This window comes from Enterovirga rhinocerotis, assembly GCF_004363955.1.
GTDB classification, from domain to species: Bacteria; Pseudomonadota; Alphaproteobacteria; order Rhizobiales; family Beijerinckiaceae; genus Enterovirga; species Enterovirga rhinocerotis.
The window spans coordinates 851016-876492 of record NZ_SNZR01000013.1 but is presented as its reverse complement, the minus strand read 5'-3'; the positions used below and the strand labels follow the sequence as shown (position 1 = coordinate 876492).

The 25477-nt window shown below is 65.7% G+C and carries 36 protein-coding genes; 6 read left to right on the top strand and 30 right to left on the bottom strand.

The window, feature by feature from the left end; all coding sequences use genetic code 11:
- Positions 1-85 precede the first annotated feature (85 nt).
- Complete coding sequence (locus tag EV668_RS15905; protein ID WP_133771693.1) at positions 86-907, bottom strand: LOG family protein; 822 nt, start codon at positions 905-907, stop codon at positions 86-88.
- A gap of 207 nt (positions 908-1114) precedes the next feature.
- On the opposite strand from EV668_RS15905, the gene EV668_RS15900 reads away from it, so the two are divergent.
- On the top strand, positions 1115-2872 hold the full coding sequence (locus EV668_RS15900; protein ID WP_166652497.1) for a GGDEF domain-containing protein: 1758 nt from the start codon (positions 1115-1117) through the stop codon (positions 2870-2872).
- A 97-nt stretch (positions 2873-2969) separates the two neighbouring features.
- Here the strand turns inward: EV668_RS15900 and EV668_RS15895 are convergent, their stop codons facing one another.
- From EV668_RS15895 to EV668_RS15885, 3 genes are all read right to left on the bottom strand, one after another.
- A complete protein-coding gene (locus EV668_RS15895) occupies positions 2970-3620 on the bottom strand; it encodes a non-canonical purine NTP pyrophosphatase (RefSeq protein ID WP_133771689.1) in 651 nt (216 codons plus the stop codon).
- Positions 3617-4336 (bottom strand): ribonuclease PH, encoded by a 720-nt coding sequence (gene rph, locus EV668_RS15890; RefSeq protein WP_133771687.1) that lies wholly within the window; start codon positions 4334-4336, stop codon positions 3617-3619. The genes EV668_RS15895 and rph overlap by 4 nt, the downstream gene beginning before the upstream one ends.
- A 77-nt stretch (positions 4337-4413) precedes the next feature.
- On the bottom strand, positions 4414-4950 hold the full coding sequence (locus EV668_RS15885) for an O-acetyl-ADP-ribose deacetylase (protein ID WP_133771685.1): 537 nt from the start codon (positions 4948-4950) through the stop codon (positions 4414-4416).
- A gap of 402 nt (positions 4951-5352) precedes the next feature.
- Between EV668_RS15885 and rnk the strand changes: the two genes are divergently transcribed.
- Positions 5353-5802 (top strand): nucleoside diphosphate kinase regulator, encoded by a 450-nt coding sequence (gene rnk, locus EV668_RS15880; RefSeq protein WP_133771683.1) that lies wholly within the window; start codon positions 5353-5355, stop codon positions 5800-5802.
- A gap of 375 nt (positions 5803-6177) precedes the next feature.
- On the opposite strand, the gene EV668_RS24855 is transcribed toward rnk, so the two are convergent.
- The 22 genes from EV668_RS24855 to EV668_RS15775 form a co-directional block, all read right to left on the bottom strand.
- Entirely contained in the window at positions 6178-6909 is a 732-nt protein-coding gene (locus EV668_RS24855) for a tyrosine-type recombinase/integrase (protein ID WP_166652496.1), read from the bottom strand.
- Positions 6910-7127: 218 nt separating this feature from the next.
- On the bottom strand, positions 7128-7496 hold the full coding sequence (locus EV668_RS25765) for a helix-turn-helix domain-containing protein (RefSeq protein ID WP_166652495.1): 369 nt from the start codon (positions 7494-7496) through the stop codon (positions 7128-7130).
- The gene (locus EV668_RS15865) at positions 7493-8044 is read right to left on the bottom strand and encodes a GIY-YIG nuclease family protein (RefSeq protein ID WP_133771676.1); all 552 of its coding nucleotides are present in this window, start codon (positions 8042-8044) and stop codon (positions 7493-7495) included. The genes EV668_RS25765 and EV668_RS15865 overlap by 4 nt, the downstream gene beginning before the upstream one ends.
- Position 8045: 1 nt before the next feature.
- Entirely contained in the window at positions 8046-8276 is a 231-nt protein-coding gene (locus tag EV668_RS15860) for a hypothetical protein (protein ID WP_133771674.1), read from the bottom strand.
- Positions 8269-8556, bottom strand: coding sequence for a hypothetical protein (locus tag EV668_RS15855; protein WP_133771672.1), 288 nt, complete (start codon positions 8554-8556; stop codon positions 8269-8271). The genes EV668_RS15860 and EV668_RS15855 overlap by 8 nt, the downstream gene beginning before the upstream one ends.
- Positions 8546-8965: a hypothetical protein gene (locus EV668_RS15850; RefSeq protein WP_166652494.1), complete on the bottom strand. Its 420-nt coding sequence runs from the start codon at positions 8963-8965 to the stop codon at positions 8546-8548. Before EV668_RS15850 ends, EV668_RS15855 begins: the two co-directional genes overlap by 11 nt.
- 326 nt (positions 8966-9291) lie before the next feature.
- Positions 9292-10029, bottom strand: coding sequence for a hypothetical protein (locus EV668_RS15845; protein WP_133771668.1), 738 nt, complete (start codon positions 10027-10029; stop codon positions 9292-9294).
- Positions 10026-10532, bottom strand: coding sequence for a DNA N-6-adenine-methyltransferase (locus tag EV668_RS15840; protein ID WP_133771666.1), 507 nt, complete (start codon positions 10530-10532; stop codon positions 10026-10028). Before EV668_RS15840 ends, EV668_RS15845 begins: the two co-directional genes overlap by 4 nt.
- A gap of 1 nt (position 10533) precedes the next feature.
- Positions 10534-11640 carry a hypothetical protein gene (locus EV668_RS15835; RefSeq protein WP_133771664.1) on the bottom strand — a complete coding sequence of 369 codons (1107 nt, stop codon included), beginning with the start codon at positions 11638-11640 and terminating at the stop codon, positions 10534-10536.
- On the bottom strand, positions 11637-12089 hold the full coding sequence (locus EV668_RS15830; protein WP_133771662.1) for a hypothetical protein: 453 nt from the start codon (positions 12087-12089) through the stop codon (positions 11637-11639). Before EV668_RS15830 ends, EV668_RS15835 begins: the two co-directional genes overlap by 4 nt.
- Positions 12089-13180, bottom strand: coding sequence for an ATP-dependent DNA helicase (locus EV668_RS15825; RefSeq protein WP_133771660.1), 1092 nt, complete (start codon positions 13178-13180; stop codon positions 12089-12091). The genes EV668_RS15830 and EV668_RS15825 overlap by 1 nt, the downstream gene beginning before the upstream one ends.
- The gene (locus EV668_RS15820) at positions 13177-14145 is read right to left on the bottom strand and encodes a 5'-3' exonuclease (RefSeq protein WP_133771658.1); all 969 of its coding nucleotides are present in this window, start codon (positions 14143-14145) and stop codon (positions 13177-13179) included. Before EV668_RS15820 ends, EV668_RS15825 begins: the two co-directional genes overlap by 4 nt.
- Positions 14142-14582 carry a hypothetical protein gene (locus tag EV668_RS15815; protein WP_133771656.1) on the bottom strand — a complete coding sequence of 147 codons (441 nt, stop codon included), beginning with the start codon at positions 14580-14582 and terminating at the stop codon, positions 14142-14144. The genes EV668_RS15820 and EV668_RS15815 overlap by 4 nt, the downstream gene beginning before the upstream one ends.
- 2 nt (positions 14583-14584) lie before the next feature.
- A complete protein-coding gene (locus EV668_RS15810) occupies positions 14585-16087 on the bottom strand; it encodes a recombinase RecT (RefSeq protein WP_133771654.1) in 1503 nt (500 codons plus the stop codon).
- Positions 16088-16109: 22 nt separating this feature from the next.
- Complete coding sequence (locus EV668_RS15805) at positions 16110-17075, bottom strand: hypothetical protein (protein ID WP_133771652.1); 966 nt, start codon at positions 17073-17075, stop codon at positions 16110-16112.
- A gap of 3 nt (positions 17076-17078) precedes the next feature.
- Positions 17079-17372, bottom strand: coding sequence for a hypothetical protein (locus tag EV668_RS15800; RefSeq protein ID WP_133771650.1), 294 nt, complete (start codon positions 17370-17372; stop codon positions 17079-17081).
- Complete coding sequence (locus tag EV668_RS15795; RefSeq protein WP_133771648.1) at positions 17369-17734, bottom strand: hypothetical protein; 366 nt, start codon at positions 17732-17734, stop codon at positions 17369-17371. The genes EV668_RS15800 and EV668_RS15795 overlap by 4 nt, the downstream gene beginning before the upstream one ends.
- Positions 17731-18237 carry a hypothetical protein gene (locus EV668_RS15790; RefSeq protein ID WP_133771646.1) on the bottom strand — a complete coding sequence of 169 codons (507 nt, stop codon included), beginning with the start codon at positions 18235-18237 and terminating at the stop codon, positions 17731-17733. The genes EV668_RS15795 and EV668_RS15790 overlap by 4 nt, the downstream gene beginning before the upstream one ends.
- A 1-nt stretch (position 18238) precedes the next feature.
- Entirely contained in the window at positions 18239-18394 is a 156-nt protein-coding gene (locus EV668_RS24850) for a hypothetical protein (RefSeq protein WP_166652493.1), read from the bottom strand.
- On the bottom strand, positions 18394-18948 hold the full coding sequence (locus tag EV668_RS15785; protein WP_133771644.1) for a hypothetical protein: 555 nt from the start codon (positions 18946-18948) through the stop codon (positions 18394-18396). The genes EV668_RS24850 and EV668_RS15785 overlap by 1 nt, the downstream gene beginning before the upstream one ends.
- Before the next feature lie 62 nt (positions 18949-19010).
- Positions 19011-19241 carry a hypothetical protein gene (locus tag EV668_RS15780; RefSeq protein WP_133771642.1) on the bottom strand — a complete coding sequence of 77 codons (231 nt, stop codon included), beginning with the start codon at positions 19239-19241 and terminating at the stop codon, positions 19011-19013.
- Between the two features lies 1 nt (position 19242).
- Positions 19243-19608, bottom strand: coding sequence for a hypothetical protein (locus EV668_RS15775; protein WP_133771640.1), 366 nt, complete (start codon positions 19606-19608; stop codon positions 19243-19245).
- A gap of 204 nt (positions 19609-19812) precedes the next feature.
- On the opposite strand from EV668_RS15775, the gene EV668_RS15770 reads away from it, so the two are divergent.
- Positions 19813-20025: a hypothetical protein gene (locus tag EV668_RS15770; RefSeq protein WP_133771639.1), complete on the top strand. Its 213-nt coding sequence runs from the start codon at positions 19813-19815 to the stop codon at positions 20023-20025.
- A gap of 111 nt (positions 20026-20136) precedes the next feature.
- Positions 20137-21165, top strand: a complete 1029-nt coding sequence (locus EV668_RS15765; protein WP_133771637.1) for a P63C domain-containing protein — start codon at positions 20137-20139, stop codon at positions 21163-21165.
- Between the two features lie 126 nt (positions 21166-21291).
- Here the strand turns inward: EV668_RS15765 and EV668_RS15760 are convergent, their stop codons facing one another.
- The 4 genes from EV668_RS15760 to EV668_RS15745 all read right to left on the bottom strand — a co-directional run bounded on the left by EV668_RS15760 (position 21292) and on the right by EV668_RS15745 (position 24057).
- A complete protein-coding gene (locus EV668_RS15760) occupies positions 21292-21606 on the bottom strand; it encodes a hypothetical protein (RefSeq protein WP_133771635.1) in 315 nt (104 codons plus the stop codon).
- A gap of 750 nt (positions 21607-22356) precedes the next feature.
- On the bottom strand, positions 22357-22725 hold the full coding sequence (locus EV668_RS15755) for a hypothetical protein (RefSeq protein ID WP_133771633.1): 369 nt from the start codon (positions 22723-22725) through the stop codon (positions 22357-22359).
- 36 nt (positions 22726-22761) lie between these two features.
- The gene (locus EV668_RS15750; protein WP_133771631.1) at positions 22762-23223 is read right to left on the bottom strand and encodes a hypothetical protein; all 462 of its coding nucleotides are present in this window, start codon (positions 23221-23223) and stop codon (positions 22762-22764) included.
- Positions 23224-23280: 57 nt separating this feature from the next.
- A complete protein-coding gene (locus EV668_RS15745; RefSeq protein ID WP_133771629.1) occupies positions 23281-24057 on the bottom strand; it encodes an XRE family transcriptional regulator in 777 nt (258 codons plus the stop codon).
- A 97-nt stretch (positions 24058-24154) separates the two neighbouring features.
- Here EV668_RS15745 and EV668_RS15740 point away from each other — a divergent pair, with 97 nt between their 5' ends.
- Both EV668_RS15740 and EV668_RS15735 read left to right on the top strand, forming a co-directional pair.
- The gene (locus tag EV668_RS15740; RefSeq protein WP_133771627.1) at positions 24155-24376 is read left to right on the top strand and encodes a helix-turn-helix domain-containing protein; all 222 of its coding nucleotides are present in this window, start codon (positions 24155-24157) and stop codon (positions 24374-24376) included.
- Positions 24377-24939: 563 nt separating this feature from the next.
- The gene (locus EV668_RS15735) at positions 24940-25476 is read left to right on the top strand and encodes a hypothetical protein (RefSeq protein ID WP_133771625.1); all 537 of its coding nucleotides are present in this window, start codon (positions 24940-24942) and stop codon (positions 25474-25476) included.
- Position 25477: the final 1 nt, after the last annotated feature.

Here is a 25477-nt window from a genome sequence, read left to right as displayed (position 1 = left end):
GAAACGCACACCGGCTGTGCGATGGCGCACGCGCCTCGACCCGCGCGAGACCGTTCCCCTGTGCCGTTCGCGCGGCGGACGATCGTCAGGTCGTGTGATGCCCCGGATCGGTGAGCAGACCCCGACGGACGAGAGACGCCCAGCCTTCCTCGGCCGTGTCGGCGAACTCGAACAAGGCAAGATCGTCGGGAGCGATCATGCCTTCGTCGACAAGCGCATCGAAATCGATGACCCGCTTCCAATAGGAACTGCCGAACAGGACGATCGGCGCCGGCGGCGCTTTCCGCGTCTGCTGCAAGGTCAGCACCTCGAAGAGCTCATCGAGCGTTCCGAACCCGCCGGGGAAGACCGCGAGAGCATTGGCACGCATCGCCAGATGCATCTTGCGCATCGCGAAATAATGGAAGCGGAACGTCAGCTCCGGCGTGATGTAGGGGTTCGGCCCTTGTTCGTGCGGCAGGGAGATGTTGTAGCCGATGCTCGGCGCACGGATATCAGATGCGCCACGATTGGCAGCCTCCATGATCCCCGGCCCGCCGCCGGTGGCGATGACGTTGTCCCGCCAGCGATTCCGGGGCGAAAAGGCGCCGCCTCTTTCCGAGGCGATCCGCGCGAAGTCCCGCGCGATCGCATAATAGCGCGATTGCGCCTCCTGGCGCTCCGCGAGCTTCTTCTCGTCGGGACTCTGTGCCGCCGCGAGAGCCGCCGCGGCCTGATCGGGGGATGGCGTGCGAGCGCTGCCGAACACGATGATCGTCGACCGGATGCCCCAATCCCTCAGCGACAGCTCGGCCTTCGCGTATTCGAGGGCGAAGCGGATCGACCGCATCTCGTCGCGGAGCAGGAAGTCGGTGTCCTCGACCGCAAGCAGGTAGCTCCGGGACGGAGCCGCATTCGTCTGATCCATTCGTCCTTCCAGGCCTCGCCAAGCCGCGTCCATTCCGGCCCTTCAGCCTCCCGACACCGGCACTGTCAAGCTGCAGCCGGATACGGTCTCGGCGCGGGTCCGTGCCCCGTGGGCGGGAGGAATCGAGCGATCCCGCCTCTTTCGATTCATCGGCTGTAGATGTTCCTGCGCGATGACATGCAGTCGGACTCGCCTTTTGGAGCACCGGTGTTCCAGCTTCGGTTGCAGCAGCTTCAGTCGCTTGGCGGCCTCACGATCGCCCTATGCTGCATCGTTCTCGGCGGCATGTCGTTCCTCGACGCCTGGAACGATGATCGGCGCGTGAAGGCCGGCATCGCGAATTTCGATCGCTTCCGGAAGGTTCTGGTCGCGGTCTCGGCGGTATCGGCCGAACGCGGTCCCGCCAATCTCGCCATGACGGTCGCGCCGGACGATCCCGCCGCGCAGGACTGGCTCCGCAAGGCGCGAGCGACGACGGATTCGGCGATCGATGCCGCCGCCGACGCCTTGCAGGGAGACCTGCCGGGCCTGCAAGGCGTCACGAAGGAGTTGAAGGAGCTCCGCGCGCGCCTCGCCGAGGGCCGCGCGGCGGTCGACAAGGTGGCGGCGACCCGTCCCGACCTCCGCTCGCCAGGCGCGCTGACACGCGCGATCCTCGCGATGTTCGTCGCGGCGGATATCGCCGAGCAGGCCCGCATGCATGCCGGCCTGCTCCCGGTGCAGGCGACGCCCGAGATCGGCACGGAGGTCTTCCTCGGGATCGCCGCGAGCAGCCTGCGCGAACATGCCGGCCGCTACGGTTCCTACGTCGTCATGCAACTCGTGCCGAACTCGACCGATATCGACGTCGCGTTCGAACGGATGTTCGAGACGGCCGGGCGGCTGCTGACGTTGCGCCGGGCCGTGGAGACGTTGACGCTGCCCATGCGAGCCGAGCACTCGGGCGTCGTGCGGGCGATGGCAGCCCTCGATGCGCGCTTCTTCCAGGAATCGATGCCGCTGGCCGCCGCCGCGGCGAGAGGCGCCCGGGCCGACGAACGCATGAGCGTCAAGACGTTCACGGGACTCTACGTCCCGAACCTGCGCCTGGCCGACGATCTGCGCGAGGAGGTCGCGGCCGCCTCGCGCTGGAAGCTGGAACAGATCCACAGCCGCGCGCTGACGAAGCTCGTTGCGTCCGGCGTCCTGACGGCGCTTGTCTGCCTGATCGTGCTCGGGATCACCTTCATCCTCCGCCACGCGCTCTTTTATCCGCTCACGACGGTGAGGCGGCAGGTCATCGCGCTGGCGAGCGGCGATCTGTCCGAGCCGAAACTCGAGGGTCGGGTCGGGAAGGAGGTCGGCGAGATGCTGGCCGAGCTGAACACGCTGCGCGGCGACCAGCGTCTCCGCAGGGAGCTCGACGACGCGCAGCGAGCGATGGCCGATGAGCTCCGGGAGCTTGCCCAGACCGACGCGCTGACGGGGATCCTCAATCGTCGAGCGATCGAGGCCGAGGCCGAGCGCATGACGAAGCTGGCCGAGGATGCCGGCGAGTCCTTCGGACTCGTCCTCTTCGACATCGACCATTTCAAGCGGATCAACCACACCCACGGCCACGGCACGGGCGACATCGTTCTGAGGCGGATCGCAAGGGAACTCGTCCAGCTGATAGGCCCCGGGATGGCTCTGGGCCGCTACGGCGGAGAGGAATTCGCCCTTCTGCTTCCGAACACCACGGCAGCCGAGGCGGCGGCCGTCGCGGAGCATTTCAGAGAGCGCATCGCGGAGATGCAGCTCGACGAGGCGCCGACGCTCGCCGTCACCGCCAGCTTCGGCGTCGCCACGCTGGCACCGGGCTCGGCCGCGGCGTGGGAGTCGCTGGTCGCCACGGCGGATCGCCGCCTCTATGCCGCCAAGCGCGCAGGTCGGAACCGGGTCTGCGGCGACGACCAGATGCCCGACTGGCGCTGGGTCGCCGCCTGACGGGCGACGCGTCGCCCTCCCCTCGGCCCGCGCGATCCGCCCTTCCGAGTTATCGTGGAAACATGCTGTGACCGGAAAACCGGTCCCGCAGCATGCTTTAACGTCGCTCGGGCAGGCAGCTGCGTGCGAGGTCGAGGAAGGCTCGGGCCCGGTGCGAGAGCGGCGCCGGGAGTGCGGCCGACCAGTCGATCCCGTGCTTCTCCTCGGAGGACATCTCCCCGAAGGTGAGCGCATATCCATCGGGCTGGAACATCGGATCGTAGCCGAAGCCGCGTTCTCCGCGCGGGGCGACGAGCCGCCCATGGACCCGCCCCTCGAACAACTCCTCGTGACCGTCGGGCCAGGCGAGGACGAGCGCCGACACGAAATGCGCGCGCCGCCGCTCCGGCTCGGTAACTCCGCGCCGCGCGAGTTCCCGGTCGATGCGGGCCATGGCGGCGGCAAAATCCGCCGGCTTGCCGGCCCAGCGGGCGGAGAACAGGCCCGGCGCGCCGTCGAGCGCCTCGACCGCGATGCCGGAATCGTCGGCGAGCGCGGGCAGGCCCGAGGCGCGGGCCGCCGCATGCGCCTTGATCGCGGCGTTCTCGGCATAGGTCGTGCCGGTCTCGTCGGGCTCGGCGAGACCGAGTTCGCCGGCCGAGACGGCCTCGATCCCGAACGGCGCGAGAAGCTCGCGCATCTCGACGAGCTTGCCCGGATTATGGGTCGCGACGACGATGCGGCCCGAGAGGCGGCGATGCCCGCTCACGGCGCGATCGCCGCCTTCTGCAGCGCGACGAGATCGGCGATGCCGCCCTTGGCGAGGGCCAGCATGGCCAGCAGTTCCTCCTGCGAGAAGGGCTTGCCCTCGGCCGTTCCCTGCACCTCGACGATCCCGCCCGATCCGGTCATCACGAAATTGGCGTCGGTCTCGGCCGCCGAATCCTCGGCATAATCGAGATCGAGCACGGGCGAGCCCTGGTGGATGCCGCAGGAGACCGCCGCGACGTGGTCGCGCAGCGGATCGACGGAGATGATCGAACGCGCCTGCATCCAGGCGAAACAATCGCGCAGCGCGATCCAGGCGCCGGTGATCGAGGCGGTGCGGGTGCCGCCATCGGCCTGGATCACATCGCAATCGATCGTGACCTGGCGCTCGCCGAGAGCCGGCAGGTTGGTGACGGCGCGGAGCGAGCGGCCGATGAGACGCTGGATCTCCTGGGTGCGGCCGGACGGCTTGCCCGAGGTCACTTCGCGGCGCGTCCGTTCATGGGTCGCACGCGGCAGCATGGAGTATTCCGCCGTGACCCAGCCCCGTCCGGAGCCGCGCAGCCAGGGCGGCCCCCGCTCTTCCAGCGACGCCGTGCACAGCACCTTCGTGTTGCCGAAGGAGACGAGGCACGACCCCTCGGCATAGCGAGCGACGTTGCGTTCGAGCGTGACCGGGCGCAGCTCGTCCGGTCGGCGCTTGGAGGGCCGTGTCATGATGTCCCTTGGGCGTTCGTAAGAGGTCGACCGGCTCTGTAAGGAGGGCGAAGGCGTGCCGCAAGCGACGGAGCCGGTCAGATCATTCCCGATCGTTCTTCGAGGGCCCAGACGAGGTGCCCGGCGCTGTCCTTCGAGAAACAGCAGAAGACGACGCGCTCCATCCCGGCCTCCGGCAGGGTCTCGAGGACGGTGCGGATCGCGATGGGCGCCGCACGTTCGGGAGGAAAGCCGTAGACACCCGTCGAGATGGCGGGAAAAGCGACGGATCGGGCTCCGAGACCGGCCGCGACGAGGAGGGAGCGACGGTAGCACGAGGCGAGAAGCTCCGCCTCGCCGGCCGTCCCGCCCTGCCAGACCGGCCCCACCGTGTGGACGACCCAGGCGGACGGGAGACGGAAACCGGGCGTCGGCTTGGCATCGCCCGTCTCGCACCCGCCGAGGGATCGGCACGCCTCGAGGAGTTCCGGCCCGGCCGCGCGATGGATGGCGCCATCGACGCCGCCGCCGCCGAGAAGGCTCGAATTTGCCGCGTTGACGATGGCGTCGAGCGCCAGCGTCGTGATGTCGGCAATCTCGACCGAGAGCGCCGCGCTCCCATGCCTCCGCGTCATCAGGATGTCGTGCATCCCGCTACCCTACGACGGTTCTGCGGCCGCGCAAAAGCCGCTCCGGGCGAGGCCGACGCCCCGGATGTCCGAGGAGATTGAGACAGGGCGGGGCCGTGCGGCCGACGTGGCCGAGCCGGGATCCGCAGCCGGTGCTCCCGGTCCGGATCATTGACTTGCAGGGCGGCCACCACCACAAACAGAGCATCATGTCGACGCATCGCGGACATTTCCGGGTCTGTCCCATCGCGGGACGCTGAGCCCGACGATCGGCCCCCGGCGCCGAACGTCGGGCGGGCCGCCTATGGCGGCCGCACCGGCGTGAGCCGGCCCCCTCGCTCATTCCCTGTCCATCTTCTGCCGCCGAGCGTCGTCGCTTGGCGGCGCTCGGATATCGAGATCCCACCCATGACGTCGCCCACCCGTCCCCGCCGCCCCAAGATCACCTTGACGCGATCGGATCACGCCCGCCTGACGGCGCTGGCCAACGGCCTGCCGGATCAGAGCTCCGCGCTCGCGGACGAACTCCTGTTCGAGCTCGAGCGCGCCCGGATCGTCAAGGACGGCTCCCTCGGCCCGAAGATCGTCCGCGTCGGCTCGACCCTGTCGTTCAGGCCCGACAACGGACCGGCCCGCACCGTCACGCTGGTCTATCCGCCCGATGCCGATATCGAGCGCTCGCGCATCTCGGTCATGACCCCCATCGGGGCGGCGCTGATCGGCCTGTCCGAGGGGCAATCGATCGATTGGCGGGACCGCACCGGCGGCGCGCACGTGCTCGAGGTCCTGGACGTGCAGGCACCGGCCGAGCCCGGAGCGATCAGGCCGGCGACGCCGCCCGCCGGCGAGGCGGCCTGAGGCGAGCCGTCACCGGATCGCCATCCAGGCGACGCTGAGGATGGTGGCTCCGCAAAAGGCGATCGCGAACCAGTCCCAGAGGCTCATCCGTCATTCTCCGCAAGGCGCTCCGCTTCGCGATGCGGACGGGTCCGCCGGCAGGCCGGGTCCCTCGCGAATCGCGGCGCGCGCAAGCCACCTCCGTTAACCCGATATGAGCGCGGCCGGGAATGACCAGGAACCACATTGACTCCTCCCCGCGTCTTCGGCGACGCGGGGACTTCCCGCGGTGGAGCCATTGCCCTACAAGGCCCTTCGATCTGTCGGGGCGTAGCGCAGTCTGGTAGCGCATCTGCTTTGGGACAAGATGTCCCTGACCTTCGGATCGTACTGATTTCATTTGGCTTTCTTCCTGTCTGAATCCTCAATGTCGGGAGAAATGTCGGGAGATTGTGTCGCCGATCTCGTTTTGGCGGCTCGCTCCATCGCATCCAGAACCTCGTCATGGACGACGTGCGCGTACTTCGTCGTGGTCGTGATGCTGGTGTGCCGAAGGAGCGTCTGGGCGATCTTGATGTTACCCGAGGCGCGCATCACACGCGTCGCGGCGGTGTGCCGGTTGTCGTGGAACCGATAACCGGGAAGGGCGGTCTTCGCGAACCGCCGGAAGGCCGTCTTCAGCCCTTCGTATGTGATCGGATATCGCCCCCCGACGCGCCGGACCTCGCTCGCGCGCTTGGCGACGTAGGTGAACACGAATTCCGGATGCTGCCCCTGAAGGGGCCACAGCAACTCTCGGATGCTCGGGGGCATGGGGATCGGGGCCAGCTTGTCGCCCTTCCCCTTGATCCAGATCTGACGGCCGCCCCAGTCCACGTCTTGCCAGCGCAGGCTCACGCACTCATTCAGCCGGCAGCCAGAGAGGAGCGCGAACCGCACGATCGCGTGGTAGTCCGGCCGCAGGCTCTTGAAGAGCTTCGTCTCCTCGTCGTCGCGCAGTTCTCGGACCCTCTCCTCGGGTTCCTTGAGGAGGTGGTCTCGCCATCGGATCGGCGCGACCGGCTCGCGCCAAACCTCGGCAGCGCGTTTCAGGATGCGCCTCAGCACTTCGGTCACGGTGCGGTTCACGGTCGCGTTCGAGACTGGCACGCTGATCTCGCCGCGCTGGACGGCATCACGACGCCGCTTCTGGACGAGCTTGGCGACCGTGGCTCCCGTGATGGCGGGAAGCCGCGTCCCTTTCCCTACCTCGCGCTGCAACCATGCGAGCGACCACTCGATGCCACCGGATGTCGAGGCGAATTGCCCAACCTCCTCCCAGTAGCGCGTCGAGGCGACCCCGAACGTCATGGGCTGCCTCCCGAGAGCGGCAGCCTCTTCAAGTTGCTTCCGCGCTTCCGACTTCCTGGCGCGCTCGAAGGCGTCGGCATCCCGCTTAGACGTGCACTTCGTCGAGCCGTAAAATCGATGACCGCCGATATCGAAGTCGTAGAGGAAGAAGCGGCGTCCAGTTTTCCGGTAGGTCGACATCCGGCCTTCCTCTGCTCAGCCAAGAAGTTGGCCACGTCGTCAGGGTGAAACATCCGGCGCTCGCGCTGCAAGCCGCGCCCGGTGGGAATGTAGGGGAGACGTCCGTCGCGGACGTGCTCGCGCAGCGTCCGAGGTGTGATCCCTAGGGAATCGGCCACCTCCTGGGGGGTGAGGAGCTTCGTCATAACGGGCAACCCTCCTCGATCCACGCGGCCAACTCGCCTTCGCGCCGGAACCATTCCCCCACTGCCTGCTGCCCGGCGAACCGGCGATGCAACGCACGCTCGTCGAGCGTGCTGCCCGCGAAGATGGCCACCGTCACCAGCTTGAAGGGAGAAGCAGTCTGGAGGGATGCGAGGCGCCGCCCTGGATCAGAAGCGAACCCGATTTTGATATGCTCGCCGGAGGCCACGACATAGACCTTGCCGTGGCGCACAGGCTGCTTTGGCCGGTGCCGATCTGGGCCGCCCTTCCTGATCCACTTGCGGATCGCCAGAACATTGTACGAGTAGCAGTCAGAGAGCTTGGCCGCCGTTGGCACGTCGCCATTCTCGCTGAGCCGGCGAAGTTCGCCCAACGGGATACCGACGACCGAAGCAAGCTCCTTGTCGCGGATCCTTTCAACTCGAAATGGCTTGTTCGGGCGATGGCCGATTGGAGCCTGCACGCGCCGCAGCGCTTCGCCCAGGATTTCGGCGACTTCGCGCGCTCCGATGCGTTCCCGCGCCCCCATGCTACTCGTCCTCAGGCGGGGCGGGCCGCCAGTGCGAGGGGCCGTGACCGCTATCCTCGCACCACGTGAAGGACTCGTCCGGCGCTTTCCACAGGCCGATCTCCAGCGAGACGAGAGGGTTGTCGCCGATCGGGTTCCAGCGCATCCGGTAGGAGCCCACGTCCTCGTGCATCAGCTCGACGACAGTCCCATCCCTCGGCGCCGTCTCGATCGGCCTCCAGTCGTCACCCATGGCTGGGGTCCTCCGGTTTGGAGCGGGCGGTCGCGAGGGTCTGCCGGAGCCTGGCGAACAGAGACGATGGCGCGCCCTCGCCTGCATCGAAGTGGGACGCCATCTCCGATCGAATCCGATCCTCCTCCCGGGCAAGGTCTTTGCGCCACTTCATCCCGGTGCCGCCTTCCCACCTGCATTTGTGGACGCGCATCTCCTCAGCTTCTGGCTCCGTCCCCTCGAATTCGAAGGTGCCGTAGCCCGAAACTCGGATGAGCCATGTTGTCGTCTTAGCCGCCATGCTTCTTCTCCTGGGTCGCGAGTGAGCGGAGGAAAGCCGAGAGGAGAAACCTCGGCAGGGCGTCCCAAATATTCTGCTCCGGCGCGCGACGGTCTCGACCCTCGATCGCCCCGAGCAGCAGGTATTCGCCTCGGACCGGCAGCTTCTCCCGTATGTGGGCGGTCACGGCGTCGAGACTGGAGGTCAGGGGTGGGATTCGGAGGGAGTTCATCAACACGATGGCGCCATCGCGGTCGATCACGAGCGTTTCGCCGCCGGCCTCTTTTCGGGCGGCTTTAACCCACGCGCGGTCCTTGCCGGGGAAACGCATCCCGAAGGCCCACGAAGCACTTCCTGACCCGATGGAGACGTAGCCCGTTGGGCCGCCATCCGGTGCTTTCCCTACGGGCCTCGCGAACACGTCGAACATCACCTCCGCGTCGAGATCGCGATCCGCCCCCTTCGCCCCTTCGACCTTCTCAGCGAGACGGAGCAGTTCTTCTGGATTAGCCATCGCTGTTCTCCAGGCTGGCGAGGTACTGGCGGCCGGCTTCAGTCACAGCCCACCGTTCGCGCAGGTGATTAAGGCGTTTGACGCCAGCCACGCCTTTATCGGCGAGCCGCCAAAGTCGGGTCGTAGTCAGGCCTCTGGGGAGCCTCGTCAGCGCCTCGCCTCCCCAGGTCGTGAAGGATATCGGAGAGCACTCCGCTAGCGCGCGCAGATCCTGAACCTGCCGGGCCGTCAGCTTCGGTCTCTCAGCCATTGTTCTTCTCCGCGAGAGAGCGGATGGCGGCGGCGATTCGACCGACGATGTTAGGGGCTGCGAAGCAGAAGTGGCTCTCAGCGACCTTCGCCGCCTCCTCCGCCATCTCCCGGCGTCCCTCGGCTCTTGCGCGGGCGAGGTCGGCAGGGTGGCGCTCGATCAGATCGGCGGCTTCCTCGCATCTACCCGCCGCCTCAATGTCAGGCTCAATGCCGATGCCGGCATCTCGATACGCCCTGGCCGCCTCTCGCAGCCTCTCCACGATCCCATCCGCTGCGACAGGATCGGGTGCCGTCTCTCCGGCCGGAGCGGCGAACGCGGGATCGAGTCTCCGCATCGCCATGTATGCGTACCCCAGCGGGCCGCCGCCCTCGTCTGGACGCTCGCTCGGAGTTACGCTGCACACATCCGCTTCTTTACGAGCATACGCCGTGTAGCCGGCCTGCAACATCGCAACCGATGGCTCGTCCTTGCTACCAACCGGAGCGTCCGGTGAGAGGCGGGCGGGTGCTACGAAACCGCGATAGAAGCGACGGGCGATATCGCGGAACTGCTCCTGCGTGTCGCGCGGGACCATTCTAAGCCATCCGTCGCCCCTCTGGCCCGTATCGTCTTCGTGTTCGGGCCAGGAATAGTGCGGAAAGCTTGGGTCTGGGTAGACGACTTCATCGTGGAGCCACTGCGCAATGCGCTCGATCTCGTCCACCAGCTCATTCGGTTTGGTGGTCATGACGGGTCTCCGGAGGCGGGAGGTGCGATCGTAACGAACAGGCCAAGGCCAGAAGCCTCCATCGCTCCCAGCGCCTGTTGGCCCATGCCGACTAGGACAATGCCGTGGCCAGGAGAGCCGCCAACCGACCCATCAGGCCGGATGAACTTCGTCTTCCCGCGCGGGAAAAGAAGGCCTTCTGCACGAGGAACCAACTCGTCATGGAACCAGCCGCTCGACGTGTACGCGCGGACGATAGCTACGCCTTGGCCGTGCGCGAGAAACCTGCGCAGCCAAGGGATATGCCCCTCACGACCGCCGAATGGCGGGTTCATGAAGACGAGCCCCGTCCACAGTTGGGAAAGTCCATCGTCCGCGATCGTGTAGACACGCCGGGCCGGCACCCAATGGCCCGGCCCCGGAGAACACGGGTCCAGGTCGAACGTCAGACCGAGCGCATCGAAGATCGCGGGCGGCGTATACCAATCATCGGACTTGCCGACGCAGGGCTCGTGCTCGGCCATCTCACCCCTCCTTCGCGGTCGGGGCGGGGGCGGCGCGGTCCAGGCGCTCACCATCCGCGAAGATGAGAGCGGCGGCCTTGACGAGGTTTCGGCGGCGGTCGGCAGGCTTCCACCACGACCAGTGCCAAGGCCAAAGAGGGGCGCCCCATACCTTTTCTGTCCCGAGCGCGTAGCAGGCGGCGGCATCGGAAAGTTCACCCTTGTCGTGCTTGTCGTCGTGCTCAGGCGTCCAACCCTCGACCTCGATCTGACGGCGGCGCTCGGCGAGCACGTCGGACGCGAACTGAGACATCAGCATCGGCTGGGCGACTTCGAGGGTAGCGCGGGCTTCTTCTTCGCACTGACGCCACAGGTCGTCAGGCAGCCTTGACCCCGTTGGGTCCTTTACGAGCCCCATCTTGTTCGCCGCGATCAAGCGCGCTTCCCGCTCGACAGCCTCCTCGCTCACCCCACCACGGGCCTCTAGCTGACGCTTGAGGGTGGAGAGTTCGGATTCGGCGGCGGCCATGCATTCGACAGCGCCTTGCCCACCGGCCTCGGTGGCGTTCGCCATCTCGACGAAGTTCCCATTCGTGAGGTCTCGGTCGTAGTCGGTCCCGCCGAAGATCGCGGCCCGGAGATCGTCTCGTTCGGCTTCTGCCTTGGCGAGCTTCGCGTTGAGGTCGTCCCGCTCCGTTGTGACACGGACGCGGGCGTCATTCGTCCTGCCTTGAATGCAGGCCCAATGATCCGCTTCCGATTGTGCTCTGTCCCGCTCGGCTTCTGCCTTGAGGCGGGCGGCTTCACCTTCAGCACGACCGGCCTTCAAGCCCTCCTCGTACTGGCCCCTCGCGATTGCGCCGATCGAGAGGTCATGGACCTCCCCCGCCTCCTTCTCCGAAGCCCCTTGGCCGGCGGAGAGTTGAGACTGTTCTTCCACCTGCTCGACGGCATCACGAGCCACGCGGATGGACGCGTAGAGCATCCCTCGAATTGCGCTGTCGGAGACGCTGACCAAATCAACTTCGTCCGGAGAGCCGATCGTTCTCAGCGCATCCAGGAGTTCGGCAATGATCTGGTCCTTGGCTTCGGGCCCAGACTCAGGGATGGATCCAATGGGAGGGATCATGGCCGGGCTCCTGTGGAGGGCTGGCGGCGCTGGACGACTGTTCCGTCCATCCGCTTCTTGAGGTGGCTGTTGCGGCCGCCCTGAAGCCGCCGGCCGCGGCGGGGCTCCGGGGTTTCGCCGACGTCCTTCGCGAGAAGGCGGGCCTGGAACTCAGCTTCCTTCTTCGTCAGGCGGCGGGTGTGCGCGATCTCGCCGGCATCGGCGCCGCGCGTGGTCGCGCCCGTGCCGAAGGTCTTCGCCCGGTGATCGGCTTTCGAGCGCCAGATCAGGGCCCGCGGATCGTGCTGGTGGGGCTGGTGCTCGCCTGTCACCGGATCAATCGGGCGAAGCGCCAGCGCCGGGAAGTGATCGAGCTCCGCGTCCGTCGGCTCAAGCCCGAGCTGATAGAGCGCGGCCCAGAGCTGGATCTTCATCGGGACCTTGCGGCGGGGTTCGGCAGGGCGGGCCATCACTGCACCACCGTCACGCGCTGAGCGGCCCGCGTGACCGCCGTGTACTTCCAGCGCCAGGCGTCCTCTCGGCAGAATGACGACTCGTCGAAGACGACGACATCGTCCCATTGCGAGCCCTGCGCCTTGTGGCAGGTCAGGGCGTAGCCGTATGTGAACTCCTGGGTCCCGCGGCGCTGCTCCCAGGTGAGGCGATCCTCGCGCCCGTCGAAGAACTCAGGCAACACGCGGATCTCGGTCGGCTCAACCTCGACGTGGTCCTCCGACGTGACCAGCATCTCGACGAGCTCGCCCGGCCTGCCCATGGATTCGACGCGCCAGATGCCGCCGTTCAGGAGCTTCTTCTCCCGCTCGTTGCGCAGGCAGACCAGCTTATCGCCAACCTGCGGCCCGGACGGGTCCATCCCTCGAAGCGAGCGGATGCGATCGTTGTAGGCTCGCCGCGTCTTGTTCATGCCTACGAGCACCTGATCGGCGGCGAGAATGCGCTGAGCGTCGATGTCCTCGCGACGGATCACGCGGCTCTCGCCGTAGTCGCCGAGATCGAGCCGGCCGCCCTCCCGTATCCTCATCGACATTGCGATGATCGGGTTGTCCCGCGCCTGACGATGGACCTCTGTCAGCATGACGTCCGGATCGGCAGCGGTGAAGTAGCCAGTGCCTTTGACGGGCGGAAGCTGGGCGGGATCGCCGAGTACCAGGACTTTCGTGCCGAACGAGAGGAGGTCGGCGGCGAGCGCCTCGTCGACCATCGACACCTCGTCGATCACGACGAGCTTCGCATCCTTGACGGTGCTCGCGGGGTTCAGCCGGAACTTGGGCTCCCAGCCCTGCGCCGCCTCGTCGATCGAGTAGATCATCGAGTGGATCGTCGAGGCGTTCCGGCAGCCCTTCCGGTGAAGCATCAGGGCGGCCTTGCCGGTGAAGGCACCGAACAGCACCTTGCCCTTCACGCCCTCCGCGAGATCCTTCGCGAGCGTCGTCTTGCCCGTGCCGGCGTAGCCGAACAGGCGGAAGACCTGGCTCGACTCGTCCTTCAGCCAGCGGCGGACCTCCTTCACGGCCGCCTCCTGTTGTGGCGACCATGTCATGCTGCAGCCCTCCGCTCCGCATAGTCGCGGTCCTTCTCGAGCATCCGGACAATCGACGGCAGGCCGATCTCCTCCGCGAACGCGATGGCTCGATCATGCTCGAATGGTTCAAGGAGCATCGCCTCGATCGGGGTCGAGTAGTCGACGCAGCAGTCGAGGCTCACGAGACAGCGAGAGGTCAGCGCAAGGTCGGCGTTGGCCGCAACCTTCACCCACATAGCGGCCGGCTTCTTCGCCGCCGCCTTCTCTGGTGCAGCCGCGAGCACTGCTGCAAGGCTGCCGAACTCGGCCACCAACTTCGCCGCCGTCTTGATGCCGATGCCCGGCACACCTGGCACGCCGTCGCCAGGATCTCCCGCGAGCCCCTGGACGTCGATCACGAGATCGGGTGGAACGCCGAACTTCTCGACGACTTCGTCGTGCCCGAAGAGTCGCGCCGGCCGATAGCCTGGATAACCCTCGACCCCGCATTGGGGATCGAACACTTGGACACCGGGACGGACAAGTTGCAGCAGATCCTTGTCGCCGGAGATGATCAGGCATGACGCGTCCTGCTCGACGGCCGTGAGCGCGTAGGTCGCAATGAGATCGTCGGCCTCGTAGCCGGTCTCCTCGACTGCGCAGATCCCCATGGCCTCGGCAGCCACGCGCATGAGCGGCATCTGGACGTGGAGATCGTCATCGAGAGGCGGGCGGCCCGCCTTGTATGCCGGGTAGATCTCGTGTCGCCAGTTCCTCCGCCCGGCATCGAACACCATGCCCATGTGCGTCGGGACGCGATTGTGCGCGCCCCGCTTGCGCCACCAGAAGAGCCTCTCGGCGAAGCGCTTCACGGCACCGATGGGCTCGCCGCGATCATTCACGTTGTACGCTTGATCTTGGAGCTTCGAGCTGTGGTAGTCCCGGTGGATGAACGACGAGGCATCCACGAGGAAGAGATCGTCGGTCGGTCGGAGCGCGTTCATCGGAAGCTCCCGCGGATCCGGCGCTGCTTGGCGCGGAGGAGTCCGTCGACATCGAGCCCCGGGACGACCTGGGTGGAGAGCACCCCCATGGAAGCCATCCCGAACTCGATCATCTCGTCGTGGTCGAACGTGGAGAGCGAGCGCGGATTGATCGTCACACCGCCCCCCATAGTGAGCCAGGAATCGACGTGCCGAAGCTCGGTCTTGAGGAACGTCATCAGCGCGTCGGATGTCGGCCAATCCGTGTTCGGATAGACGTCTCCAACCACGGCGTAGAGGAGGCGCCGATAGGCAGGGTTCGGCGCGCGGAAGAGCGAGACTTCGACATCGCTGCCCACAGGGAAGCGCGCGAGCTCGTCGCCTGCGTGGTCATCGGCCGGGGCGAGCCCCGTTCCCGTGACCCTCATCATGGCGCTGGGGAGATCGCGAGCGGCCATGTTCAGGCGTCCGCCGGACGAAGAGCGTCAACGCGGCCATGGACGGCCTTCTTGGCCTCCTCGTAGAGAGCCTGCTTCACGCCAAGGTCTTCTCGGAGCTTCGACTCGTGCAGGAAGCGGCGCTTGAGATCCCGGGCCTCGTCATACGTCTTGGCTCGTTCCGCCATCGCGACGCGCTGCGCGACGTACTGCTCCGCGGAGGTGGGCTGGGCATCGACGTCAACCGAGGCAGCAAGTGGCGTGTCGGCCTTCCCTGCGGCGTTGGCCTTTTCGGATGGGGGCGCGAACCTCGCGATCAGAGATGTGATTTCGGCCTTCAGCTTTCGCTCCGCGGCCGCATCGATCTCGATCTCGCGGCGAAGCGCCTTCGACGAGTTCCATGCCTCCGACATGCGCTTGGCAGTGTCGGTGTCGACGACCTTCGCGGCGGCGCCCTCAATCCACGCGATATAGTCGGCCGGGCTCTCGATATCGGGCAGATCGAATGGGTCGGCCGGTTTCGCCGTCGCAGGCGTCGTCTCGGTCGCTGGCTTCCCGATCCGGGTCAGCGTCTCCGCTTTCAGCGCGCGCGCCCGGTCGACGCCATCCTCCGTCTGCTCGAGGAGCGACTCCGCATCGAAGTCGTCGTAGAACTCCTCGACTTGGTCGGCCGTCTTCGCGAAGCCGAGTTTCTCCTTCAGCTCCACCAGGATCTCGTCAGGGGTCTGCCTCTCGTCCTCGGTAAGCTCGGTCTGAGCCACAGCCGATGCGGCATCCGTCGCGACCTCGGTGACCTCCGCTTCCTCGATGTGTTCGGTCTGCGGCTGGACCGGCTCGTTTGCCGCCTTCGCCTCGACCGGTGGCGGGCTCGGCGGTGCGCGGCGCGCCTTCGCGGGACGGGCCTCTGCCGTCTCATCCTCATGGCCGATCATCTCCTCGGCGATCGCCATGCCCTTGAGGATGTCCGCGAAGGTGTCGCGCAAAGCGAAGGCGCGGGCGCGCATCTTCAGCATTCGCTTCGGGCTAGTGACCCAAGGGGTCGGCCCTTTGGACCCGGACTTGCCCCACAGCTTCGCCGTGATGGCATCGGCGATGGAGAACTCCTCCTCCTTCGCCTTCTCGCCGGCCCGCTTCACGCGACAGATGGCAGTGTAGAGGCGCTCGTCTCCCTTCGGGTCGGCCCAGTTGGTGGGTGGCTTGCCTTCGTATCGCTCCTCGAACTCCTCGAGTTCACCGGACGCCCGCACCATAGCCAGGGAGAGGTCGCCCCAGATCCGTGGCGCGCCGTTGATGACCGCGATCCCCTGGAGGGCCTGCATCGGCTTGATGCCCAGCTCGAGCCCGGTCATCAGCGCGACCATGACCTTCTCAGGCCGGTCCATGCCGTAGGGCACGAGGCCGCTCGCGAAGATGGCCGCCGACAGGCGCTGCACATCCTCGAAGGTAGCCGGCACGATGGCGTTGACCTGCCCGCCGGCGACAATCGGAGTACGCTGCGGCGCGACGGTAGCGAGTTCCTGGCTCAAGTTGTTCTCCCGATTTTGCGGCTCAGCGAGCCCTTTGCTCTTCGACGAGGCGTGCGCCCTCGACCTCGCCGCCAGAACGCAGGAGCTGGTGGACGACTTGATCGAAGACGGGTCGGACGATCCGGTTTTCCTTGAAGGCCTTCGTCGCCGCGACCTGAGCCCACGCTTTCTCGAAATCGTCGAAGGCGACGGACGTCACGGTCATCAGCGAGACCTTCCGGCCGCCCCCAGCGCCCCCGGCTGTGACCTTCGCTTCGGGAGCAGGACGACCGGCTTCGAGCGCCGCCTTCCGCTCCGCCGCTTTCCGGGCGGTCTCGGCCTTCAGAAAGCCACCGATAAGATCGGTGATGCGCTCGCGGCTGCGCTTCCGATCCGCGACGACAGGAGCCCAGAGCTTCTCGAGGCGGTCGGCCTCGGCGAGTACAGGCGCCTTCTCTGTGCGCTTGCCTTCGGCCGCCTCGTCTTCGAGCGCCTTCAGATCAGCCTTGAACTTGCCGGCGGTGTCGGCGTCGGCCTGTGACTTGATCTCGCCGCCGATGCCCTGCACCCACTTCCTGATCTTGCGGTCGAGTTCTGCCCCGCGATCCGCAATGTCAGCGTGTTTCTCGGGCGGCGTGTTCGGGCGGTCCTCGTGCGGGTTGCCCGTGTCCTCGTCGCCGGCGGACTCGCGCAGAGCACGCTCTTCCGGCCAGCCGTGGCCGTTGATCACGCCCTCGTAGACCTCGTGCGAGATTGCCTTCGACCGGCTGAAGACCCTCTCGCAGAACTCCTCATCGGCAAGTTGGTCCTCACCATCGGCGCCCAGCCGACCGACAAAGTCCTCGACGTCCTCATCCCAGAAGACCGCAAGCACCTGGCGGCCGATCTTTGTCCGAAGCTCGTAGTACCCCTGAGCCACCTTCCCCCGAGGCAGGGCGCGCGGGAGCCCGGACAGTTCCTCCCGCCAGGACGTCCATGCATCCTCGTTCGGCGCGATCTGGGCGCTCATCGTCTACTCCGCGGCTTGGCGTTGAGAGGCGGCGGCGAGCTGCTGCTCGCGCTCGACGAGAGCGCTGGCGCGGAACAGCAACCACCTGATCATCTGCAGGCGGTCAGGTGCACTGCCGCGCTGCTGGGCCATGATCTGAGAGCCGGCTTCGACCACGCAGACCTGGGCGACGCTCAACAGCGGGTAGAGGCCCTCCATCCGCGAGATGTGTCCGACCATGCCGACGAAGGGCTCGTGCTGAGGCGTAAGCGGGCCGCCGTGGCAGGTGTTCGGCGGGAGGAGAGGGAAGCGGGTCATGCGCGCGCCACCGGCGTCACGGGCACCACCAGCTTCTCGCTCTCGCAGTTGAGCGACCTCAGAGCGTGACGGGTGACCCCGGCTGCGAAATCTTGGGCCGCCTGCTCAAGGTCGCCTTCGAACGAATTGCTCACCACCGAGGCAAGGGCATTGCCGAGCCCCTGCCGCATTCCTTCGATGATCGCGTCGATGGGCGTCGCCCGGTCGAACTCAGCGAGGAATGCGGAACGGACACCTACCTGGATCTCGACAATGATCCTCGCAATGGCGCCGTCTGCGCCGGACTTTTCCATCTCCCGACGGATATGGTCCGGAAGGACCGCGTTCCGCCCAGCATCCTGGTTCGGCGTGAGACTCGTCATCGGTCGCTCCTGCCAAGTGCTGAGGCCTCGCCATCGGCATCCTGATGCGGGCACGGGCCCGGAGCCCGACGAGGCCAGAGGGCGCCAGCGAGACCAGCCACCGCGATGCCGGCCAGGATCGCGCCGCCGAGCCACTGGTCGAAGGCGCTGGCCAGTTCGCTCGTGCAGCCGGCGAGCACGGTCGATCCCGCGATCACGGACGCGGCGACGATGGCGTTCCGACGCTCGCGATGCGCCATGCCGTCGAGGACCGGGGTCGCGGCCGGCTCGCGCTTGGGCTCGTGCCGGAGCGAGAGCGGATCGCGGGCGCCGTAGGCCTCAAGGATCGCCAGCACCGCGTCCACGGTCTCGCCCCGAAGCGTCTTGTCGTCGGGATGGCTGAGGGCGTTGATGTCCTCCCATGCGAGGTCGATCGGCCGGATTTCGGACGACGCGTGCCGAGCGATCAGGCCGGAATCGTCCCGCCGGATGTAGGCGAGCGTCTCTTCGAAGCGGGCGTCCATGTCAGCGCCCCTCCTTCTGCTTCTCGCTCAAGGCCCACAGGGCAGCGAGGGTGCCGTAGCTGGGGCCGGAGAGGAGAGCCTTCTTGAGGCGCGGCAGGACGCGGACCGCGGACTTCGTCTCCGAGGCCTCGTCGGCGGGCTGAGGAGCGGTCGTCATCACGACACCTCCTCGATCTCAGCGAGGCTGGCGCGAAGATCGGCCAGCCACTTGTTGCGGCTCTCCGTCCTCTCGATCTCCTTCGCCCTCTCCCGGGTGTGATAGCCGACTTCCCGACTTGCCTTTTGGAGTTCGTCGTCGAACCAATCTTCAGGCGACAGAGGTGCCGGCTGTTCGCTCCACGGTCCCGTGCTGCAGTCGAAATTGATCGAACTTTCGAGCTGCTCGATCATGAACTCCTTCAGCGGCTCATGTTCACTCGAAGGCGGCGCCCAATCGCGCACACGAACCAGCATGGCTTCGTAGCGCTCGCGATGGAGCAGGCGGCGAGCCTTGTACTCGTTGAGGCTCTTGTCGCTCTCCCGCTGAGACTCCTCGGCCGCCGCGCGGACTTCCTCCGACGACATTGCGAGGAGTTGGATCAGGCGGACGCGAGCCGCGGCGAGACGCTCGTCGTGGTATGCGGTCTGAGGCTCGAAGCGATCAGGGATCGGCGCATCCCCGGGCTCGTCTCGCATCGAGTAGAGAGCGCCGAATCCGCGCGCGCACTGCATCGCGAAGTCGGGGAATGTGGTGATCGAGCCGTCCTGAACGGCCGCGGTGTATCCCGTAGGCATCAGACGCCTCCCGTCGGCTGGAGCCGGCCGGCCGCGATCTGCCGAGCCCGGCGCGCATTGGCCTGCTCGTGCTTGAAGCGATCACGGATGAAGTAGCTGGTCTGCTCCGCCTTCGCGGCGCGGTGGCGATCGCCGGACTGCTCGCGGCGCTCGGCCTTCGAAGCGTTCCGCCGCGCGGCCCGGCAGGACGAAGCCTTGCCGGAGCCCCTCTGTTTCCAGGGATGAGCCATGTCAGGCGGCCTCCTTCATGCCGGCCGCGCGGAGGTCGGCCTCGATCGTCTGGCGGGAGCGGAGGTAGACGGCGGTCGCGCGCCCATAGGTCTGGTGCGCCGCGATGTAGGCGAGCGCGTCAGCCTCGGTCTCGAAGCGCGGGATGCCGGCGCTGAACTCGACCTGCCCGCCGGTCGCGATCCGCCACGATCCGGTCTTGCCGGGGTTCTCGTGGTGCCAGCGGCCGTCGGCGATCTTCTGGTCGATCAGCCGGATGTCGGCGCGCACCGCAGCGAACCGGCCCGGCGAGTAGAACAGGTTGTCCCGCTGCGCCTGAAGCGCCTTGTACTCGGCGGTGTCGAAGTAGGTATCGGTCGCGGGCTGCATCGCCATCTCCGTCCGGGTGACAGACGAAGAATGTGCCCATCCTGGGCATATGTCAATCCCATATTGGGCACGGATTGGCTGGGCATCTCACGGTCTGGGCCTGCTAGCGGCGTTGCGCGCGACCCCATGAGAAGCGCTTATGCGGAGGCGGCTTCGACTAGCCGAAGCCTGGCTGGGGGGAGAGAGGTGGGGTAGGGTCTCGCGATGTCGTGGCGCGCGATCACCGAGGACGACAAGGACGGACGGCGGCTCGTGGTGGCCGGCGGGACCTATGTCCGCGGCAATCGCCTCATCCTCCCGCAGCTCTTCCCGTCGATGGTCGCTTGGGACGGACAGGACTGGCTGATCTGCGACAACGAAGGCGAGAAGGCCGTCATCCGCAATCCGAAGCGAGCGCTCGATCTGCCGGAGGGTTAGGGGTAAGCAACCCGTTGTCACCAAGCACCACGAGCCCGCAACGACGGCCTGCTTGCTAAACTGCGCAAGCATGTTATTTGTCTGCGGGATGATGCTTGCGGAGAACGGATCATGGCGAACAGCAAATCGGCAGAGCCTCAGAGCAAGGGCGGTAAAGCGCGAGCGGCCGCTCTATCCTCGGAAGAGCGGCGTGCGGTAGCAAAGGTCGGCGCTACTGCGAGATGGGAAGCTTATCGCGCATTGCCAAAGGCGACCCACGGATCCGCAGAACATCCTCTCCGTCTCGGAGACATCGATATTCCCTGTTATGTCCTCGATGATGGCCGTCGCGTGCTCTCACTCGGAGGGATCGTAAAGGCTCTGGGAATGTCGATTGGCGGAGCAGGTTCAGGCGAGGGTGATCGACTGGGCAAATTTGCTACTGGAAAGGCAATTTCTCCATTTGTTTCCAGTAGCTTGATCAGCAGGATCGCCGAGCCGGTGAGGTTCCGGACTCCGTCCGGAGGGAGTGCCGCAACGGGCTATGAAGCAAACATTCTTCCAGAAATCTGTGAGGCCGTCTTAGCCGCTCGTCAAGCTGGCGCACTGCTAAAGCAGCAGATGCATATCGCCGACCAGTGTGAGGCCTTGATCAGAGCGTTCGCCAAGGTCGGAATTGTTGCTCTTGTCGACGAAGTGACAGGCTTCCAGGCGGATCGTGAACGGGACGAGCTGTATAAGTTGCTGTCGGTGTACCTAGCCGAAGAGCGACTGGCGTGGGCGAAACGCTTCCCTGATGAATTCTATAAGCAGATCTACCGGCTGAAGGGGTGGAGATGGCCGGTAGGACGGGCTAAGACGCCACTATTGGGGCATATTACCAATGATATTGTCTACGAGAGGCTGCCGCCCGGAGTATTGGAGGCGCTGCGCGAGTTGAACCCGACCGCCGAAGACACCAAGAGAAGGAAATACAAGCACCACCAATTCCTATCGGAGACAGTCGGGCAACCGGACCTACGGGATCATATTCTGCAGCTTATACCGATCATGAAGATTTCCAGGGATTGGTCGTCATTCAAGCGACATCTTGAAGTGGCGTTCCCGAGGATCGGATCGCAAGGCGATCTCGACTTGGACTCAGGTGATGTCGCGCAATAGCAGCCGCCGCCTCCTCATCATACGTCACGGCCAGCAACCTGTAGGCCGCTTCGTCCGCCTCGTAGGCGAGGAGGGATGCGAGGATGGGGTCGGAGGCAGCGGTCAAGGAGGCTATTGGGTTTCCGGTTAGCGGTCGGTTTGTGGTGTGCCGGCCAGCGCATCCAGGATCGAGCTATAGGGGAGGCGCGCGACGATCGTCCCCTGGTTCGCTACCGCCGCAAGCCCGGCTCCGCGACAGATCAAGGTGACACTCCCGGTTTGCCGCAGGCAAAAAGCATCTGGGCTGTCGATGAAGCGGAGCCCCGGAAGGCCGCGAACAATCAGCGTTCGGCCATCTGGTACCGCTCCGATTGGCTTTACGACGAAGATCCGGAAGCCGGCGGCGTACAGGATCAGACCTGTAAGCAGAACAACGCCAATCACGATAAAGAACGATCTCATGCTTTCTCACCAACGTTGAGATCCGGCTGCGGGGATCGAGGCTGGGGGCGGGACCGTCAGGCAGGTTGGGCAGCATCTACCCACTTACCCACTGCCGAAATTCATCGAGAGACCGCCAACCGTAGACCACTCCGCCGACGCTCGACGAAATAGTGAAGTCCTGATGGACCCAGTAAGGCGTGCCCCGGTACTCCATCTCATACTGGCGCGGGGAGCTCGACATCGACGCATGCGATTCCGGCGCCGGCCTCAACCTCGGTTCGACACTCGCAATAGCCGTCGTGGCGGGTAGATCGCGACCGCAAAATCTACAAACAACGGCGGCAGCCTTTATCGTTTCAGCGCAGAACGGACATTCTCGGGTTCCGTTCGTCGCGCTTTTGTGTGTCGCGATCTCCGCGATTTGCCTTCGATGGTCCGCCTCGGACGCCGCTCGACGGGCCTCGATCTCTCGAGCCTCCGAGGCGGCAAGTACACTCGATGCCCGCTCTTGCTCTTTGAGGTCGGGCATGAGCACCAGCACCAATAGGCTGATCAACGGCGCGATGGCGCCTAACAGCGCCCACCCTGCGGCTCCCCGGCCTCGGGATTGAGCCAGGAGGCCATTCAAGATGGCACCCAACAGCATGATCGCAACGATCTCCACCGCAAACTCCTACACGTGCCGGCGATGAACGGCCCGAGCATTGGCAAAGCGCGGACAGCGGCGAATCCGCGGGGCGGGGGGCGGCATAACCGCAACTTCAGCGGTCATTGACCGGCGTCGCCATATGACTGTTGCGCCAAGCGCGATGGCGAGGCGTAACCGACCTGCGGGTGCGCGCCGGATGGGGCAGTGGCGATCACGGCCGCATGCACAAGGCCAACCCGGTTCTGAAGTTCACGCAGCTCGTTTCGAACGGATATCACGTCCTCTCTGCTCACGATAGTTGCATAGATGATGCAGCCCGCGACTAGAAGAAGCGTCGCGGTAGCGGCTCTGCCCCACAACGCGCCAGCATAGGCCGCTTCAGCGAAAGAAAACGATGATTTTTCGGAATACGACCAAGCTACGGCAATCGATACAGCCGCAGCAAGTGCGAAGATGCTGCTTAAGATACCCACTGTGTTTTTGAGCATAGCCGGCCGCTCCGTTCTAAATGGTTACATTGGTAGCTATCGAAGCCAAGCTGAGACCGTCGTCCACCGAATGTCCATGAGGCCGAGATCGCAGTTCGCTCTGATGTATTCGGTCCCGCTATGGACGAAGCGTCGTTTCCCGGCCTCGGCCACCCAAGTCGACGGGTCCGGTAGATGCGACCCCGAGATCAGCATCGGTGCATGAGGCACCCCGCCATTGGTCAGAAGATCGAAAAGCTTCTCGTTCGCCATTTTGATGGCTTCGAGCGCCTGCTTGGCCGCAACATTCTTGAGGAACCCAGCTACCATCGAAAGAGCTGCGGCCTCGGCGGCGAGAGTCACGCTAGGAGCACCTATCACGCCGGCAGATAGACCGCTGCCGCCGAGGGATCGAGCCGCCTGCGCGCGGAGCGTGGCGATCTCCTGAACCTTTTCCTCCGGATACAGGAAGACTTGCTCAACCAGCACCCATCCAGATCCAGGTAGCAGCAATCTCATCACCTCAGCTCCGTCGAAGTCACGAGTGCCGTCATTGTCCTTTTCCGATCGCCTTGCCTAAAGGCGGGTTAGCCGAGCGATAGCTCGACCGACGATGGTGACTTCGTCCGGATGCCTCTCGTCGTCGCCCTGCTTTGGGTTGTCTGAGACGAGGACGATCTGGGCAGCGGCGCCGCGCCCGGTGCGCCTTAAGCGCTTCACGAGGACCTCGTCACCGTAGCGGTGATCGACGATTACAAAGACACCGCCTTGGCCGATATTGTGGTCGTTCGTGTCAGCAAAGACTCGGTCGCCCGAGAGCAGCGTCATCTCCATCGAGTCGCCGCGCACCCGCACCGCATGGACGACGCCGGGCTTTGAGCGGGTGAACTCGCTGAGTAGATAGGACGGCAGAACGATCTCGCCCCGGACCGCATCGGCCGAATACGTCAACCCGTTGCCACCGACAGTGCTATAGATCAGGCTGTTCTCGCCGGGGCCGGCCCCGCCGGCGGCGTCAAGATCGGGGATCGCGCCCGGTAGGGTGCCACGATACGGGCCGATAGATGACACGCCGGACTCGGCTCCAGGCTCGTCGGAACGGGCATGGTCGTCATCCTCGTGCTCGACCGCTACTCGCGTCAACTCGCGCGGTTCAAGGTCGAGCTTTTCGGACACGAGCATTCCAGGATCGACATCGAGCGCTGGCGCCGCCCGGTCGATCCAGACGTCAGATAGCCGCCGTGTCCCAGCCTCCAGCTTGGTGATTTGGTTGCGGCTAGTGCCCATGCGCTCAGCGAGCGCCTCCTGCGATAAGCCTCGCCAATTCCTCAGGCGCTTGAGATTGTTAGCCATGCCCGAAGTGGGCACGAATGGGCACAGCGTTGCCAGCCACCAAGGTGGGCACACTTTTCGCTTGTGATAGTGCCCATGATGGGCATATCATGCGCCCATGAGGATCGGCGACTATCTCAAATCCGAAGGTCTCGACGAGGAAGGCTTCGCGGCTCGGAGCGGTGGCGCGTTTTCGTCCGAGGCGGTCAGAAAGTGGCGCTTCGGTCAACGGACGCCTCGGCTGAAGCATCTCGTCCAAATCGCGGAACTGACTAACGGCGCGGTTACCGCCAACGACTTTCTGCCCTCGCCCTCTCCCTCTGAGGAGGAAGCGGCGTGAGCCGGCGCCAAGCCATCGGCTGCGCTGCTCTGAGCGAGGCGGCCTGATATGGAGCCGACCTTCCACGAGTTATACGGCAACGAAATCGCGACGGGCGCGGTCGTCACGGCGATCGGGCTCATGGCCGCGGTCGCGCTGTATGTGGGTGGTCGGTGCCGAGCGCATGAGGCGAAGGCTGCCCCGCAGGTTCAAGCCGATGCAGGGTCTTCCCGCCGCCGGACGCAGCGTCCGCGCGTTCCGTCGCGATGCGGCCCGCGTCCTGCTCGCCTGTTCGATCCCTCGGATCCGCGCTCGTGGCCGAAGTCGGCCGACGGCGACCCGATCTCACCTCATCCTGTTCCGGGGGCGCGATGACCACCCCCGCAATCCATTCGGACCCGAAGGTCCGACCGAAGCATCGTCGGGATGACCCTCCCGGCGTTGCGCTGCCCTCCTTGGGCGTTTCCTCCCTAGACTGCGGCCTGCCCTCCGGGGTGGGCCGCTTTTTCGGGAGCATCCTTCCGACGACGTTGCCCTCGCTTCCCGGCACCGGCCGCGTCGTCTTCTCGCGCGAGGCGTGCTGAATGTACGCGCTCGCCTTCACTCCTGACCTCCTTCCGTCAGCACCGGTCCTTGCCGGCTCCGTCGATGTCCGCAAGACATCACAGGAGCGACCCAAGGTCATGGAAAGGTCACCCGAGAGCTTGGGATTTTCACCCAAGGCGTGGACGAGCGCGGCCGAGGAAGCTCGAGAGCTGATCCGGATCATCGCCGGCCCCTTGAACCTCGGCGACAGCGTGAAGGCGGTTCTCGCCCGCGTCGCCCGCAAGACTGGGCTCGGCGACCGCCGTGTCCGCGCCATCTGGAACGAAGAAGCACGGGCGATCCGATCTGAGGAGATGGATCGCCTCCGGGCCACGGCAGCCCAGGAGCCCTCCCATGCAATCACGGCCGGACGTGCCGAAGCTGCCGCTCTGGCAGCGGTGCTCTCTCGCGTTCTGGCGAGCGATGCCCAGCCCCATCCGCATCTGGCGCGGGAGGACCTTGCTGCGGCGCGCGACCTCGTGCGCCGCCTTGGCCTTGGAGATCGCCCCCGAACTGGCGGCGGACCACCCGGCTGAC